The 12,944-nt window shown below is 58.1% G+C and carries 12 protein-coding genes; 6 read left to right on the top strand and 6 right to left on the bottom strand.

The features are described from left to right. Nucleotides 1–357: 357 nt before the first annotated feature. Nucleotides 358–717, bottom strand: a complete 360-nt coding sequence (locus tag H6F75_RS05845) for a hypothetical protein (RefSeq protein WP_190750160.1) — start codon at nt 715–717, stop codon at nt 358–360. A 663-nt stretch (nt 718–1,380) separates the two neighbouring features. On the opposite strand from H6F75_RS05845, the gene H6F75_RS27985 reads away from it, so the two are divergent. The 3 genes from H6F75_RS27985 (at nt 1,381) to H6F75_RS05830 (ending at nt 5,762) form a co-directional block, all read left to right on the top strand. Next, on the top strand, nt 1,381–1,617 hold the full coding sequence (locus H6F75_RS27985) for a transposase (protein WP_242019723.1): 237 nt from the start codon (nt 1,381–1,383) through the stop codon (nt 1,615–1,617). 652 nt (nt 1,618–2,269) lie between these two features. After that, nucleotides 2,270–4,000: a DNA repair protein RecN gene (gene recN / locus H6F75_RS05835; RefSeq protein ID WP_190750157.1), complete on the top strand. Its 1,731-nt coding sequence runs from the start codon at nt 2,270–2,272 to the stop codon at nt 3,998–4,000. A gap of 148 nt (nt 4,001–4,148) precedes the next feature. Further along, on the top strand, nt 4,149–5,762 hold the full coding sequence (locus tag H6F75_RS05830; protein WP_190750155.1) for a sodium:proton antiporter: 1,614 nt from the start codon (nt 4,149–4,151) through the stop codon (nt 5,760–5,762). 118 nt (nt 5,763–5,880) lie between these two features. Here the strand turns inward: H6F75_RS05830 and H6F75_RS05825 are convergent, their stop codons facing one another. Next, nucleotides 5,881–6,738, bottom strand: a complete 858-nt coding sequence (locus H6F75_RS05825) for a hypothetical protein (RefSeq protein WP_190750153.1) — start codon at nt 6,736–6,738, stop codon at nt 5,881–5,883. 220 nt (nt 6,739–6,958) lie between these two features. Further along, nucleotides 6,959–9,475, bottom strand: coding sequence for a cyclic nucleotide-binding domain-containing protein (locus tag H6F75_RS05820; RefSeq protein WP_190750151.1), 2,517 nt, complete (start codon nt 9,473–9,475; stop codon nt 6,959–6,961). Between H6F75_RS05820 and H6F75_RS28410 the strand changes: the two genes are divergently transcribed. Further along, nucleotides 9,474–9,596, top strand: a complete 123-nt coding sequence (locus H6F75_RS28410; RefSeq protein WP_255524844.1) for a hypothetical protein — start codon at nt 9,474–9,476, stop codon at nt 9,594–9,596. The genes H6F75_RS05820 and H6F75_RS28410 overlap by 2 nt on opposite strands. A 184-nt stretch (nt 9,597–9,780) precedes the next feature. On the opposite strand, the gene H6F75_RS05815 is transcribed toward H6F75_RS28410, so the two are convergent. Together H6F75_RS05815 and H6F75_RS05810 are read right to left on the bottom strand one after the other, a co-directional pair. Further along, entirely contained in the window at nt 9,781–10,188 is a 408-nt protein-coding gene (locus H6F75_RS05815) for a L,D-transpeptidase (RefSeq protein ID WP_242019721.1), read from the bottom strand. A 224-nt stretch (nt 10,189–10,412) separates the two neighbouring features. Next, nucleotides 10,413–11,291, bottom strand: a complete 879-nt coding sequence (locus H6F75_RS05810) for a LysR family transcriptional regulator (protein WP_190750147.1) — start codon at nt 11,289–11,291, stop codon at nt 10,413–10,415. 205 nt (nt 11,292–11,496) lie between these two features. On the opposite strand from H6F75_RS05810, the gene H6F75_RS05805 reads away from it, so the two are divergent. Together H6F75_RS05805 and H6F75_RS05800 are read left to right on the top strand one after the other, a co-directional pair. Beyond that, entirely contained in the window at nt 11,497–12,201 is a 705-nt protein-coding gene (locus tag H6F75_RS05805) for a pirin family protein (RefSeq protein WP_190750145.1), read from the top strand. 84 nt (nt 12,202–12,285) lie between these two features. Further along, the gene (locus tag H6F75_RS05800; RefSeq protein ID WP_190750143.1) at nt 12,286–12,522 is read left to right on the top strand and encodes a CDGSH iron-sulfur domain-containing protein; all 237 of its coding nucleotides are present in this window, start codon (nt 12,286–12,288) and stop codon (nt 12,520–12,522) included. Nucleotides 12,523–12,638: 116 nt separating this feature from the next. Here the strand turns inward: H6F75_RS05800 and H6F75_RS05795 are convergent, their stop codons facing one another. After that, nucleotides 12,639–12,824: a hypothetical protein gene (locus H6F75_RS05795; RefSeq protein WP_190750140.1), complete on the bottom strand. Its 186-nt coding sequence runs from the start codon at nt 12,822–12,824 to the stop codon at nt 12,639–12,641. Between the last annotated feature and the right edge of the window lie 120 nt (nt 12,825–12,944).

Below are 12,944 nucleotides of genomic sequence, written 5' to 3'. Positions count from 1 at the left end.
GATCGCCTAAACCATTCCCGTAAACTATTGTAACGGGTTGGCTCCCGAATCCCCGGTGGTGACTTCCCTACTTCCTCCGATCGGATTCTGTCAATTGGAGGAGACTTCAGGTTCCCACCCGCGCCATCCAGTTTTGCAGTTTGCCCATGCGGTGGGAAGAGCAAGCTCTACATCCCCCAACCCCTTCTTTCAAAACGGGAGAAGGGGAGCCGGATTCAAAGTCCCTCTTCTGCTCTGGGAGAGGGATATAGGGTGTAGCTTGCTTCCCGTAGGGTGGGCCCCAAACGTGGGACGCGCCTAATGGTATGCCCCCCAAATCTTGAAAGATTTGAGGGGCATGCGGTTCAAAATGAACGGTTACGCAGCCGATCGCCGAGGGCGCTTGCGCTCAGACTTTTTCTTGTAGCCGATGGCCTGGGCCTCGTTGCTGTCGGAGCCGTAGACCCCCCGCACCAGTTCTTTCATGGCCAGGACGTTTTGGTGGAACTGCCACTCGGCTTGGCGGGCTCTGTCGGCAGCGGCTTTGGCGCGCACCATGATCGCAGTCTCTTCATCCTGGGCAGCAATCATCTCGGCGTAGCTGCTCTGGAGCCCTTCGATGGTGGTCTCAGGGCGGGCGGAGGTGTAGCCAGCGATGGTGCGCGCACCGCGCAGGGAAACGACATCCTGGTCGAGATAGTCGGGCCGCAAACGGCGGGTGGTATCGGTACTGGGCATGGGTGTAATGCTCCTTAATGGCAATACAAAAGGGTGGTTAAAATATCGGGTTGGCGGTTAGGGCTGGGGAGTCTCGCCTGTCGCTCAGGGCAATGTGCCCACTGCGATCGCCGACCCGGAAAAATCGGCGCAGTTTTATGGAAACGATATGGACAGGCGCTGCTGAATGAAGTGGCGATGAGGGTGAAGCATAGCTACCCCCGTACTTACCTGTTACCAAAGTGCAATCGCCTGTTACCGGAGTGCGATTGTTTGTTACCGGAGCGCGATTGCTTGTTACCGGAGTGCGATTGTTTGTTACCGGAGCGCGATTGCTTGTTACCAGGGCGCGATTACTTCGCGCGTCTGGTGCCCATGCTCTGCCTAGGTATCAATCTGTAGGGTGGGCACTGCCCACCTTTTACCCATGCGATCGCAAGATAAATCAAACTTTGCCCAAAGACCTGATTTTTTATTGAGTAGGGTGCATTCGCGCAGCAATGCACCACCACTCCCGCCACCTACCAATCTCCCCCGCAGACAAAATCACCCAAATTTGGTGCGATCGCCTCCGATAATGCCCATTGCGCTGAGGTACGACTCCAACTCCCAGTAATACACAACCCACCCCCGCCCCAAGACTACAACACGGGCACCCTAAGCGAAATTCTTTGCCCCACGTTAATGCCCAATTACCAACGCCTATACCGATCTGGCGGTAGCTATTTTTTTACTCACGTTACTTATAAGCGCCACCCCTGGCTTTGCACTGAGCTTGGCCGACAAGCATTACGAGAAGCCATCATTGCCGTGCGCCGAAAATATCCCTTCGCGATCGACGCCTTTGTGCTGTTGCCTGATCATTTTCACTGCATTTTAACGCTGCCAGAAATTGATGCTGACTATGCCAAACGTTGGTGATTGATCAAGCTCATGGTGACAAAAGCCTGCGCCAAGGATCTGGCGTTGCCGTTGGAGAAAAGCGCATCGGGAGAACGGCGGGGGGAGGGGAATTTATGGCAGCGGCGCTATTGGGAGCATGCTATTCGGGATGAGCGAGATTTTGTGCACCATTGTGAGTACATTCATTCCAACCCTGTGAAGCATGGGTTGGTGAAGAATCCGAGGGATTGGGCGTATTCGAGTGTGCATCGATATTTGCGGGAATAGAAATGGTGCTCGGTGTTGCCTGGGGAGTGGTGCATTGCTGCGCGAATGCACCCTACGGCGATCGCTGCTGGTAAGGCAGACATGCTCTTCAAAGTTACAGCGGGTGAATAAGTGGAACTACTGCTCTAGACACAAATCAGCCGCGTTGGGTTATGCTGCGCTACCTACAAAAATCAGATCGCAGGCTCTAGCCAAAGCCAGTGCTGGCCAATAATGTCGTAGCAGGCGGCAACAGGCATGCTCGCCCCTGGCGGTCACCAGCCCATCAAAAGCATCGCGATGCTTTTGGCATTACCTGATTCTCTACCTGCAAAACGGCGAGCCTTTTAAAGGCTTACGCATTTTCAGCAGCGTATCCGTAGGGCTTCCCATTAAAATACGTAGGTACTAGACCATTGCCCCTATGCTAAATGCCCTGCACATCGAGAACTTTGCCCTGATCGATCATCTCGATCTGCGGCTAGAGGCCGGGTTAAATGTGCTCACGGGCGAAACCGGAGCGGGCAAATCAATCATTCTCGACGCCATTGACGCGGCACTAGGGGGCAAAGCCAACCAGCGACTGGTGCGATCGGGCAGCCAAAAAGCATTGGTAGAAGCCTCCTTTGACGTACCCAAAGAAATCCACACCTGGCTAGCCGAGCAGGAGTTCCCCGCTGCTGACGGTGCCCTAGTGCTGCGGCGAGAGCTGACCCTGGGTAAAACCCTGCGCAGCCGATCCTTTCTCAACGGCAGCCCCGCCACCCGACCCCAGCTAGAGGGGCTGCGGCAAAAGCTGGTCGAAATTACCGCCCAGGGGCAGACCGTGCAGCTCGGCTCCCCCGATCGCCAGCGCGAATGGCTCGATGGCTTTGGCGGTGCCCCCCTCGTCACCCAGCGCCAGCGGGTCGCCGCCGCCTACGAGGCCGCCGCCCAGGCCAAAAAACGGTTAGAAACCCGCCGCAAGGCCGACCAGCAGCGCCGCGACCAGCTCGACCTGCTGCGCATGCACCGCCAAGATCTAGAGCAGGCCCAGCTCGACGACCCCCAAGAACTCGAAACCCTTGCCCAGGAGCACGATCGCCTCAACCACAGCGTTGACCTGCAACAAAACAGCTACGCGGCCTACCAAATTCTCTACGAAAGCGATGCGGGGGAGAGCGCCTGCGCCGACCTGCTGGGCAAAGCCGAAGCCCTTTTGATCGACATGGAGCGCTACGACCCGGCCATCACCTCGATTTTGGGCATGGTCAGCGAAGCCCTCACCCAAATCGAGGAAGCCGGGCGCGCCATCAACGCCTACGGGGCTAGCGTCGAGGCCGACCCCCAGCGGCTCGAAGAAGTCGAAGAACGCATGCGCCAGCTCAAGGCCCTGTGCCGCCGCTTTAGCCGCACCCTGCCCGAGCTGGTGGCCTACCGCGACGAGGTCAACCAAGCCCTCGCCGAACTCTCGGGCGAAGGCCAATCCATCGAAGCCCTAGAGGCCGAGGTCGAGAAGACCCAGACCGCCTTGACGGAGGCCTGCGCCAAACTCACCCAGCTGCGTCAGGGCGTGGCCCAGAAGCTAGAGACGCGCCTAGTCAGCGAACTCAAACCTCTGGCCATGGATCGAGTGCAGTTCGAGGTCGAACTCAAGCCCATTACCCCCACCGCTACCGGAGCCGACGGCATTCGGTTTTTGTTTAGCCCCAACCCAGGCGAGCCGCTGCAACCCCTGGCCGAGACCGCCTCGGGTGGTGAGATGAGCCGATTTTTGCTGGCGCTGAAGGCCTGTTTTTCGCAAGTAGACCCGGTGGGAACGCTGGTGTTTGACGAGATCGATGTGGGGGTGTCGGGGCGAGTGGCCCAGGCGATCGCCGAAAAGCTCTACCAGCTCGGTCGCCAGCACCAGGTGCTCTGCGTCACCCACCAGCCCATGGTGGCGGCCCTGGCCGATGCCCACTTTCGAGTCGGCAAACAGGTAGTTGAAGCCGTTCTGGCCAAGGGAGCCAAAGCGGGGGAGGCCGAGCGCACGGTGGTGCGGGTGCTGCCGCTGTCGCCGAGCGATCGCCGCGAAGAACTGGCCCAGCTAGCCGGGGGCGAGTCACATCAGCAGTCCCTCTCCTTTGCCGAGGCGCTGTTGTCCCAGGCCGACAGCATTCGCGAAAAGCTGTAATCATTGACGTTGCTGTGGAACGGCCAAACGTTTCAAGTCTCTCAATAGGGATAGTCTTAAATCACTGTTAGGTCTGAGTCAGACTTTGCTTTCGTAGTCGAAAATTTAGCCTCAAGCCGTCGCGTTCTAAAGATTGGGGCTAGTCGTTATGGATTTTCTCCTTACTGTCGAACCCCTTCTAGAGGATCCGTCTCTACTGATAGAAGACCCTGCCATTGAGGAGCATCTGCGCCAGTTTTGCCTGGTGCTGTCGGTATCGCTGGGTGTGGCTACGCTGTCGCGGGTGTTTAGCGTGCTGCGCAACATTCCCTACACCCTGCTGCTGCTGCTGGTGGGTCTGGGCCTAGCGGTGCTGGATGTGCGGCTGATTAACCTGTCGCCCCAGCTAATTTTGTTTATCTTTTTGCCGCCGCTGCTGTTTGAGGCCGCCTGGAACCTCAACTGGAAAAGCCTGAAGCAGTACGCGGTGCCTGTGGTGCTGTATGCGATCGTCGGCGTGGTGATCTGCGTCGCTAGCCTAGTGTGGGGCTTGCAGACCTTCGCTGGGGCATCCTTGGCGACGGCACTGCTGGTGGGGGCAAGTTTGTCGGCCACCGATCCGGTATCGGTAGTGGCCCTATTCCGCGAGCTGGGGGTCGATAAAAAACTCACCACCGTGATGGAGGGCGAAAGCCTGTTTAACGACGGCGTGGCGGTGGTGGCCTTTAACCTGCTGCTGGGCATTGCCCTAGGGCTAGAGCAGTTTGACGTCTCGGTGACGGTAGCGCGCTTTTTGGTATTCGCCGGAATCGGCATCAGCATCGGCGGGCTGATCGGCTTCGGCATCTCGTTTCTCACCCAGCGGTTCGACATTCCCCTGGTGGAGCAATCCCTCACGCTGGTCTCGGCCTACGGCACCTACCTGGTCGCTGAAGAACTCGGTGGCTCCGGCGTAATCGCGGTAGTAACCACGGGGCTGATTCTCGGCAACTTTGGCTCGCGCATTGGCATGAACCCCCGCACCCGCCTGGTGGTGTCTGAGTTCTGGGAGTTCTTGTCGTTCTTTATTAACTCGATTGTGTTTTTGCTGATTGGCGACCAGGCCAACTTTGCCGAACTGATTGACGAGCTAGATAAAATTGCGATCGCCATCGTCTTGATGATCATTGCCCGCGCCATCAGCGTCTACGGTTTGGGCTTCGTCAGCAACGCCATCACCGGCCCCGAAATGGATCTGCCGCTCAAGGGGCAGACGGTGCTCTGGTGGGGCGGCCTGCGCGGATCGGTCTCGGTGGCCCTAGCCCTGAGCGTGCCTGCCGTGCTGGGCGATCGCCAAGAAATCATCTCCATCGTCTTTGGCGTCATGCTCTTTACTCTGCTGGTGCAGGGGCTGACCACCAAACCCCTGCTGGAGTATCTGGGTCTGCTGGGCGACCAGCCCATGCGGGTAGAGTATAGCCAAATGTCTGCCCACCGCGTTGCCCTCACCCGCGTCATGCAGCGCCTAGAGGAGATGAAGGTCAATGAAGAGTTTGACCCTGAATTCGTCGGCTACCAGATGGCCCTGGTGCAAGGGCAGCTCAATGAAGTCAAAGAAAAGCTGGCCACCCTCGAGCAGCAAAACGACAGCATTCGCGACTATGCCTCCGAGCAGCTGATGGAAGAACTGCTAGCGATCGAGTCGGACACCTACGCTGAGTTCATTCGCGCTGGACAGCTCAAAGACACCCTGACGCCGCTGTTGGAAGGGGTGCTGCCCGATCGCCTAGGGGAAGCGCATTGATCGGGTATAGGGTTCAAGGTGCAAGGTCTAAGGGATAGCCTTTGATTAGGGTATAGGGTTCAAGTGTAAGGGTCTAAAGGACTGCCTTAAACCCCACACCGTATACCCTATACCCTGTTCACCCTACGCTATCCAGGTTCTGCTGCCAGAGCTGCTCCTGTAGCGCTTCGTTCTCCAGTTTGAGGGCGACGGCTCGCTGCTTGAGGCCGTCGCGTTCGGCGGCGATCTCTTGGCAACGGTACTTGAGGCTGGTTTGCTGGTGAAACTGCTGGCCGAGCTGGCTGCTCAGCTCGGCAATTTTTTGCCGCTGGGCTTCAACAATGGCTTTGAGGGCAATGGGGTCGTCATCTAGCGCCTCGGCGGCTGGTGGCAGGGCGAGGGGCTCGCTGGAAGACTCAATGGGCTCGCCCATGCTCTGACTACCGCCTTTGGCATAGGCCTGCATGCGGGCCAGGGTTACCTGATGGCGGGTGAGGGTGTTGTCGAGGTGCTGAATGTGCTGCTGGGCCGCCTGGAGCTGGCTGCTCAAGCTGACGGTGAGCGATCGCGCGATCATCACCTCAGAATTTAAGTCTAGGTCTTGGCCGGGGGCGCGGCCCATGGCCAAACTCTGGTAGTAGTTCTTCAGCCGCACTAGGTAGTCCTGCACCTCGGCTTGGCCTTGGTGAATGCGCGATCGCAGCCGCTCTAGCTCAAGCTGCTGGTCCACTACCAGCTCCTTAACTCCCACCAACAGCTGTTCAAACACCTGATGTTGCCACTCATCTTTGGCATCCAGCTGCTGCTTGAGGTTGACAATGATCTTTTGCTGAACGTTTGAATATTCTTCGGTCTGAGCAAGGTGGGCCTGGAGCATCTGGTGGTTCACCACCTGCTCCTGCATCTCTTCTATAGACTCTCTGGCTTGGTCAAGGGCCTGCTGCAACAAACAGACGCGCTGCACCAGCTTGAAGTCCAGCGAACTTTCCTGGAACATGGCGAAACCGATGAAGAGGAACTCGGGGCAAGGTGACGACCTGGAGGGAACGACCGACAGGTGGACTAGGGTTTAGATGCGTGTGCTTGAGGTAGCAGTACCCTACCAGGCTTGGCCGGGGGGTGACTGTGGGTGGCACTACCTAGAAGGGATTCTACACTGAACTTTACATGGCGGACGCGACCAACTCGACAGGGGCTACCGCCCTAACTTAATCTACTTAAAATCCTGGAATTAGCCACCATAGGCTGAGCCCCAGCAGCCCGGTGCAGGTGTGCTGAATCCACCGCTGAGGGCCAGACTGGCGACAGATTTTGACCGTTAGCCAAACCGACAACGCCATGCCCAACAGCAGCGTTACCCCCTGGAGAAAGGCTACCACTGCGGGGTGGGCAACCCAGACCGGCAGATTTACTCCCGAGGCCCCAAAAGTGGCCAAAGACACGGGCAAAATGCGGCCGCCCTCCCCTAGACCCAGGCGCAGGTAGTGGGCCAGGTTGGCAGCCCACACCAGGGGCAGGTAGCCGTAGGCCAGCCGTACCGCCGGCCGTCGGGGTAGCCCCTGGGTTTTGCGCCAGAGCCAGTGCACGCCTTCGACCGTGAGCGGCAGCAGGGCGGGCAGCGCCAGCACCCCAAAGGCCACTAGGCTGTGCCCGATTACCGTGTCGATCGGCAGCTGAATGCCTAAGCGCGTCTCCAGCTCGGGCAGGCGGTGCAGGTACACCGCCCCCAGCAGCAGAAACATCAGCGCCACCTCAGACGCTCTAGGCCGGTGCGTCGTCCACAGCTCAATGCCGGGGGGCCGCAGGTTTAGCTCGACGGAGCGGTGGGGGCAGGCCTTAAGGCAGGTCATGCAGAGGACGCAGTCGCGGTTGTCTTCGAGCTGGGCCGGGTGAGAATACAGGGGGCAGCCGTTGGTTTCCTGGCCCTCCCCTTTTTGAGGGCCGCCCTTGTAGCACTGGTAGGTGGTGCACTCTGCCGAGCAGGTGCCCTGTTGCGCCCGCAGCTCGGTCATCGAGAGTTTGGCGAACATGCCGTTCATGCCGCCGATGGGGCACAGGTAGCGGCACCAAAACCGCCGCTCAAACAGGGCCGAGAAGATCATCGCCCCGGCGGTAATCAGCAGCAGCAGGCAAGCGGAGAGGTAGGCGGCATCCTCCAGGTGCCACACCTCTTCCCACACCAAAATCAGGGTGAACAGGCTAAAGAGAAACCAGCCCCCCCAGTGCTCGGCCGCCTCGCGGGGCCAGCGTTTGAGCCTACCGGGGAACAGCTTTTGCGAGATCCACTGGGTGACTTCGCCGTAGATCATAAAGGGGCAGACGGCGCACCACAGCCGCCCCACAAAGGGAAAGCTCAGCAGCACCAAGGGCCACCACCAGGCCCAAAACACGGTTAGCGCCACATTCTCATGGCGCTGCTGGGGGCCAAACCAGAGCACAGCGATGACGACGGCGAACAAGGTGAGGGTAATGCCGTAGTTGATGCGATCGGGCCACCAGGGGCTGCGCAAGAACCGCCGCAGATTGGGGTAGCGGTTGAGCAGGTTGAGCCGCAGCTGTTTCTTTTTGCTCTGGGCGGGCCAGATGATCTCCTCGGTGATCAGGCCGCCGCCGGAGAGCTGAGCCGCTGCCCGCTCGACCAGATTCTCTAGCTCGCGCAGATTGTCAGGAAAGTCGTAGGACTGCAAGCGGCGGACGGCCTCTGGGGTCAGCGTCAGCCGCCCAGTGCTGCGCCGGCGGCTGATCAGTGAGAGGTAATAGTTGACCCAGTCTTCGATGTCGGCTTTGCGCACTCGCAGGGGAGGCACCTTGATGGTCTCGCCCACGCGATCGTCCAGCACTGGCACGGCTTGCTCAGCCAGCAAGATAATCCGAGCCTCGGCAGTGACGGGCGAGGCGGTTTCGCCATCGCGGCTGACGGGGCGATATTGCCCGGTCTCTAGCAGCTCGGCGATCGCCTCAGCCAGATCAGCCCCCAGTTCTCGGGGGTTGTTGAGCACCAGGGTGCCCGCGCCCAAAGCCGCCAGTAGCCCCATGCGACCCCCCGCCCGGCCAAACAGATCGGCCCCGCTGGCCTGGAGCTGGCCGCAGTTGACTTTGATAATGGGTAGCCGCCGCTGTTCAGAGCCAAAGTGAATTAGCGCCGCCAGGTTGTCTTTCTCTAGGCCCGGTTCGCCAAAGATGAGCACTGATTTGCGATCGCCCGCTGCTTCCCGCAGCTGGACCCGCAGCCGATTGGCATAGCGGCTGCGGCCAATTACTCCCCGCCGGGCCTTGGCTACCAGGTAGGGGCGCAGAATAGCCTGGCGCTCTTGCTCTAGCTCAGCCTCAGATGACAGACGCTTAACTACGTCGACCAGCTGCCGGGTAAAGGTTTGCAAAATGTCGGGGTACTGCTGCACCAGCGCCTGGAACGGGTCGCGATCGATAAACCAGAGGGTGCTGTCGCAGAGGGTTTGAATGGTTTGCTCAACCGGTTGGTCGAGCAGCAGGGGCTCCAGGTTCAACACCGCACCGGGCAAGAAGCTGGCCCCGCCAAGGGTGGCCTCGGTGCCGAGCTTGCCTTCCCAGAGAATATAGAGACCCTGGGGAGGTTGGCCGGCTTCAACAACGGTTTCCCCAGCGGTCACAGTTATGGTCTGAATGGCTTGAGCTAAGGGCTCTAGAGTAGGCTCGGGCAGCACGCTGAGGGGGGTGCGCTCCTGTAAAAAGATCACCCGGTCGGATACAGTCATGGCAGTTCACCCACGCTCTACACGGTGTAGCCCCATGATGATGGCAAATGACCTCTGGGTGCCTCTGGCATTACTCAGCTTAATCATTGCGGCGGCGATCGCCTTTAGCCGCGCGAAGTAGGGTTATGTCATCGCCCTGTGTGACAAACCCCACAAGGGTGAAACCATTTCAGACGGAACGGCTACTGTCTTGGAAGAAGTATCCCTACGGCGATCGCGCTAGCTTTTCAACACCAATTTAGTGCAGAAGAGCGTGATGTTCTTGCAAACAAAACTTCGTTCAGCATCAGCCCTGAATTAGCGGTTCAATGTTGCACAACCACTGGTGTTCCCAGATCGGCCCAGTTGTACAACCACTGGGCATGGTCAACCGCAACGTTCACGCAGCCATGGCTCACGGGCGTACCAAAATTGTGGTGCCAGTAAGCTCCATGAATTGCGTAGCCCCGGTAAAAATACATTGTCCACGGTACATCGGGCACGTCATAATCTGCGCCCCGCATTCTGGTCGTTCGATGCATCGACTGAACTTCAAACACCCCCGTTACCGTTGGCGTTGAGCGCTTCCCCGTCGAGACAATGACCGCATAGACCGGAGTGTCTCCCTCCCAAGCGGTCAACCGCTGGCTTGACAGATCAATTTGGAACCAGCGTTCATTCGACTGGCGAAAACTTGCCACCCGCGCGGCTATTTCTTCATTCGTGAGGGCCATGACAGGCTCTATGTTTGGAGCCAAAAATAGACCCGCACCGCTAACTACTAAACTCAAAAAAGCACCTGCTCCGAAGCGTTTGAGCCAATGCTGCTGAGAGGCTAACATCACTCCACCTCAACTGTCCAAATGATCATTACTTCAACCCCTTCAGCTAAAATCCTAAAGATGGTAATGATTCTTTAGGCTGCACCATATCCTGAACAGCCAAGCTTGACGAAGCCCTAAATTTTCTCTGCTAAAAACTCTACCAGCCGAGTTACCTTCGCCGATAGGTGGCGATTCACTGGGTACAGCGCGTAGATGTTGATTGGCGGGGGTGGATAATCATTGAGAACAGGGCGTAAGCGTTCTGCCTTCAGATCCTTTTCTACAATAAAGTCAGGCAGCATTACGATGCCTAAGCCCTCTAGGGCAGCGGCCCGCAGCACCTCGCCGTTGTTGCAGCACAGCGGCCCATTGATCGTGACCGTGTGGGGTTCATCGCCCACCAAAGTCCAGCTGTTGTCTTGGGCACGGTGGCCGTAGTGTAGACAGTCGTGCTGTTTGAGATCGTCTGGGTGAGCTGGGATGCCGCGCTGCTGTAGATAGCCGGGAGTGGCGCACACCACCAGCGGGCAGGGAGCTAGGGTGTGCGCGATCAACCCTGGGCCGGGCGGCTGGGCGGCAATGCGAATGGTGATATCAAAGCCTTCTTCAATCGGGTCGATGCGGCGATCGTTGAGCACCAGCTCTACGTAGAGGTCGGGGTACTGAGCCATAAACTCTACTATCAGCGGGGCCAAGTGCAGCGTGCCAAAGGTCATTGGCGCGTTGATGCGCAGGCTGCCGCGCGGCTCCTGGTGCAGGCGAGTGAGGGCCAGCTCGGCTTCTTCAAGGTCAGTGAGGATAGCAAGGCAGCGATCGTAGTAGGCGCGACCCGCGTCGGTAGGGGAGACTTTGCGGGTGGTGCGCTGCAAGAGCTGGGTTTGCAAGTGCTCTTCTAGATTGATTACCAGCTTGTTGACCTGCGATCGCGAGAGATTCATTTGGCGGGCAGCGGCAGCGAAACCGCCTGCTTCGACGACTTGGGTAAAGGCACGCATGCTTTCGAGTTTGTCCATTTTGAGGAATGAGGGAGATAAGGACGGTGAGGGTGATGAGGGAGGTGGGGTAGGGAGATCTTCTAGGACAACACAACAGATGTTTGTCTCTTTTTGGTTGACAATGCGTTTACAAAATTGCGTATTGTCTATTGATTGGATTCAGTTTATCTTTAATTTATTCGGATGTTTCCAATCCATTGACGCTAATTAGGAGGTGTCTCTAATGATTACGGTTCGTCCTGCTAATGAACGCGGTGCCGCCAACTTTGGCTGGCTCGATTCTCACCACACCTTCTCCTTCGGCAACTACTACGACCCTAAGCACATGGGCTTTGCCAGCCTACGGGTGATCAACGAAGACAAGGTGACGCCGAGCCAAGGTTTTGGCACCCACGGCCACCGCGACATGGAAATCATCACCTACGTGTTGGATGGCGCACTGGAGCACAAAGACAGCCTCGGCACCGGCTCCGTCATTCGCCCTGGAGATGTGCAGCGGATGTCGGCGGGCACGGGCATTCGCCACAGCGAGTTCAACGCTTCAGACACTAACCCAGTGCATTTTCTGCAAATTTGGATTTTGCCTGAGACTGAGGGCATTGACCCTGGCTACGAACAGATCTCGATCGCACCTGCCGCCAAGCAGGGTCAGCTGCGCCTGGTAGGTTCCCGCGACGGCCGCGATGGCTCCGTCACTATCCATCAAGATGTGAGCTTATACGCCACTACGCTGACCGAGGGCGATCGCGTAGACCATACCCTGGCCCCCAGTCGAGTGGCCTGGGTGCAGGTGGCCCGTGGCGCAGTCAACCTCAACGGCCATGACCTCACCGCTGGGGATGGGGCCGCCGTCAGTGACCTCAACACCCTAACTCTGACTGGGGCTGCCGATGAGGCCGAGGTGCTGCTGTTTGATATGGCCGCCTAACAAACTTGCGGCAGCAGGGGAAGTTTCCCCTGCTGCCGCTGAATGTCCGTGACAAGACGGTGATCGTAATGAGAGGAAAAACCGATGGCTGAGCCTGTAATTGCCGATACTAAGCCCGTAGTAATGCAGCTGGAGGCCGGTGACTATTTTTGGTGCACCTGCGGCCAGTCAACTAACCAACCCTTCTGCAACGGTGCCCACGCTGGCACCGAGTTTACACCGATGAAATTTACCCTAGAGGAGAAGCAGCAGGTGGCGCTGTGCGCCTGCAAGTACACGCAAAATGCGCCCTTCTGTGATGGGAGCCACGCCAAACTCTAGGGCAGCCAAGACAGCACCTAACTAGCCCATTTTTCTCAGTAAGAATAGGTGTGCGGTAGTTGAACCGCTTTAGAGCAGCGGCGGCTTGTTTACAGACCGCCGCTTTGTTTGGAATGCTAGTAGTTCTGCCGCAAACGTCCTCGGGTGCGACCGCTGAGGCGCTCAGACACCAGATCGCGGTCTTTGTCGCTGAGGCCACTGACCCGTTGCTGGGCCTGGTTGAGCTGGTGGTTGTCCGACAGGCGGTTGATCAGGTCAGCTTCGTAGGACCGCTGACGGGGACTAAGGCGAGACTTTCCCATGGAGATGCTCTGCAAGAAATCAATAAACGGGATTGACCCTAGTCTAATTTCAAACCGGGCACCTGGGGAGTCAAATGGTTTCTAGCAAGGAATTGTTACTCGGGCGGTAGCCGACCCTCT

This window comes from Nodosilinea sp. FACHB-131 (genome assembly GCF_014695395.1).
Taxonomy (GTDB): Bacteria; Cyanobacteriota; Cyanobacteriia; order Phormidesmidales; family Phormidesmidaceae; genus Nodosilinea.
The sequence above is the reverse complement of the archived record's forward strand: the minus strand, read 5'-3'. Positions and strand labels throughout refer to the sequence as shown.

Bases quoted from the DNA above. Each gene is read 5' to 3' on its own strand.
- H6F75_RS05810 (WP_190750147.1), bottom strand. From the start codon at position 11,291: ATGGACAAACTCGAAAGCATGCGTGCCTTTACCCAAGTCGTCGAAGCA.
- H6F75_RS05805 (WP_190750145.1), top strand. From the start codon at position 11,497: ATGATTACGGTTCGTCCTGCTAATGAACGCGGTGCCGCCAACTTTGGC.
- H6F75_RS05795 (WP_190750140.1), bottom strand. From the start codon at position 12,824: ATGGGAAAGTCTCGCCTTAGTCCCCGTCAGCGGTCCTACGAAGCTGAC.
- recN (WP_190750157.1), top strand. From the start codon at position 2,270: ATGCTAAATGCCCTGCACATCGAGAACTTTGCCCTGATCGATCATCTC.
- H6F75_RS27985 (WP_242019723.1), top strand. From the start codon at position 1,381: ATGCCCAATTACCAACGCCTATACCGATCTGGCGGTAGCTATTTTTTT.
- H6F75_RS05815 (WP_242019721.1), bottom strand. From the start codon at position 10,188: ATGGCCCTCACGAATGAAGAAATAGCCGCGCGGGTGGCAAGTTTTCGC.
- H6F75_RS05820 (WP_190750151.1), bottom strand. From the start codon at position 9,475: ATGACTGTATCCGACCGGGTGATCTTTTTACAGGAGCGCACCCCCCTC.
- H6F75_RS28410 (WP_255524844.1), top strand. From the start codon at position 9,474: ATGGCAGTTCACCCACGCTCTACACGGTGTAGCCCCATGATGATGGCA.
- H6F75_RS05845 (WP_190750160.1), bottom strand. From the start codon at position 717: ATGCCCAGTACCGATACCACCCGCCGTTTGCGGCCCGACTATCTCGAC.
- H6F75_RS05800 (WP_190750143.1), top strand. From the start codon at position 12,286: ATGGCTGAGCCTGTAATTGCCGATACTAAGCCCGTAGTAATGCAGCTG.
- H6F75_RS05825 (WP_190750153.1), bottom strand. From the start codon at position 6,738: ATGTTCCAGGAAAGTTCGCTGGACTTCAAGCTGGTGCAGCGCGTCTGT.
- H6F75_RS05830 (WP_190750155.1), top strand. From the start codon at position 4,149: ATGGATTTTCTCCTTACTGTCGAACCCCTTCTAGAGGATCCGTCTCTA.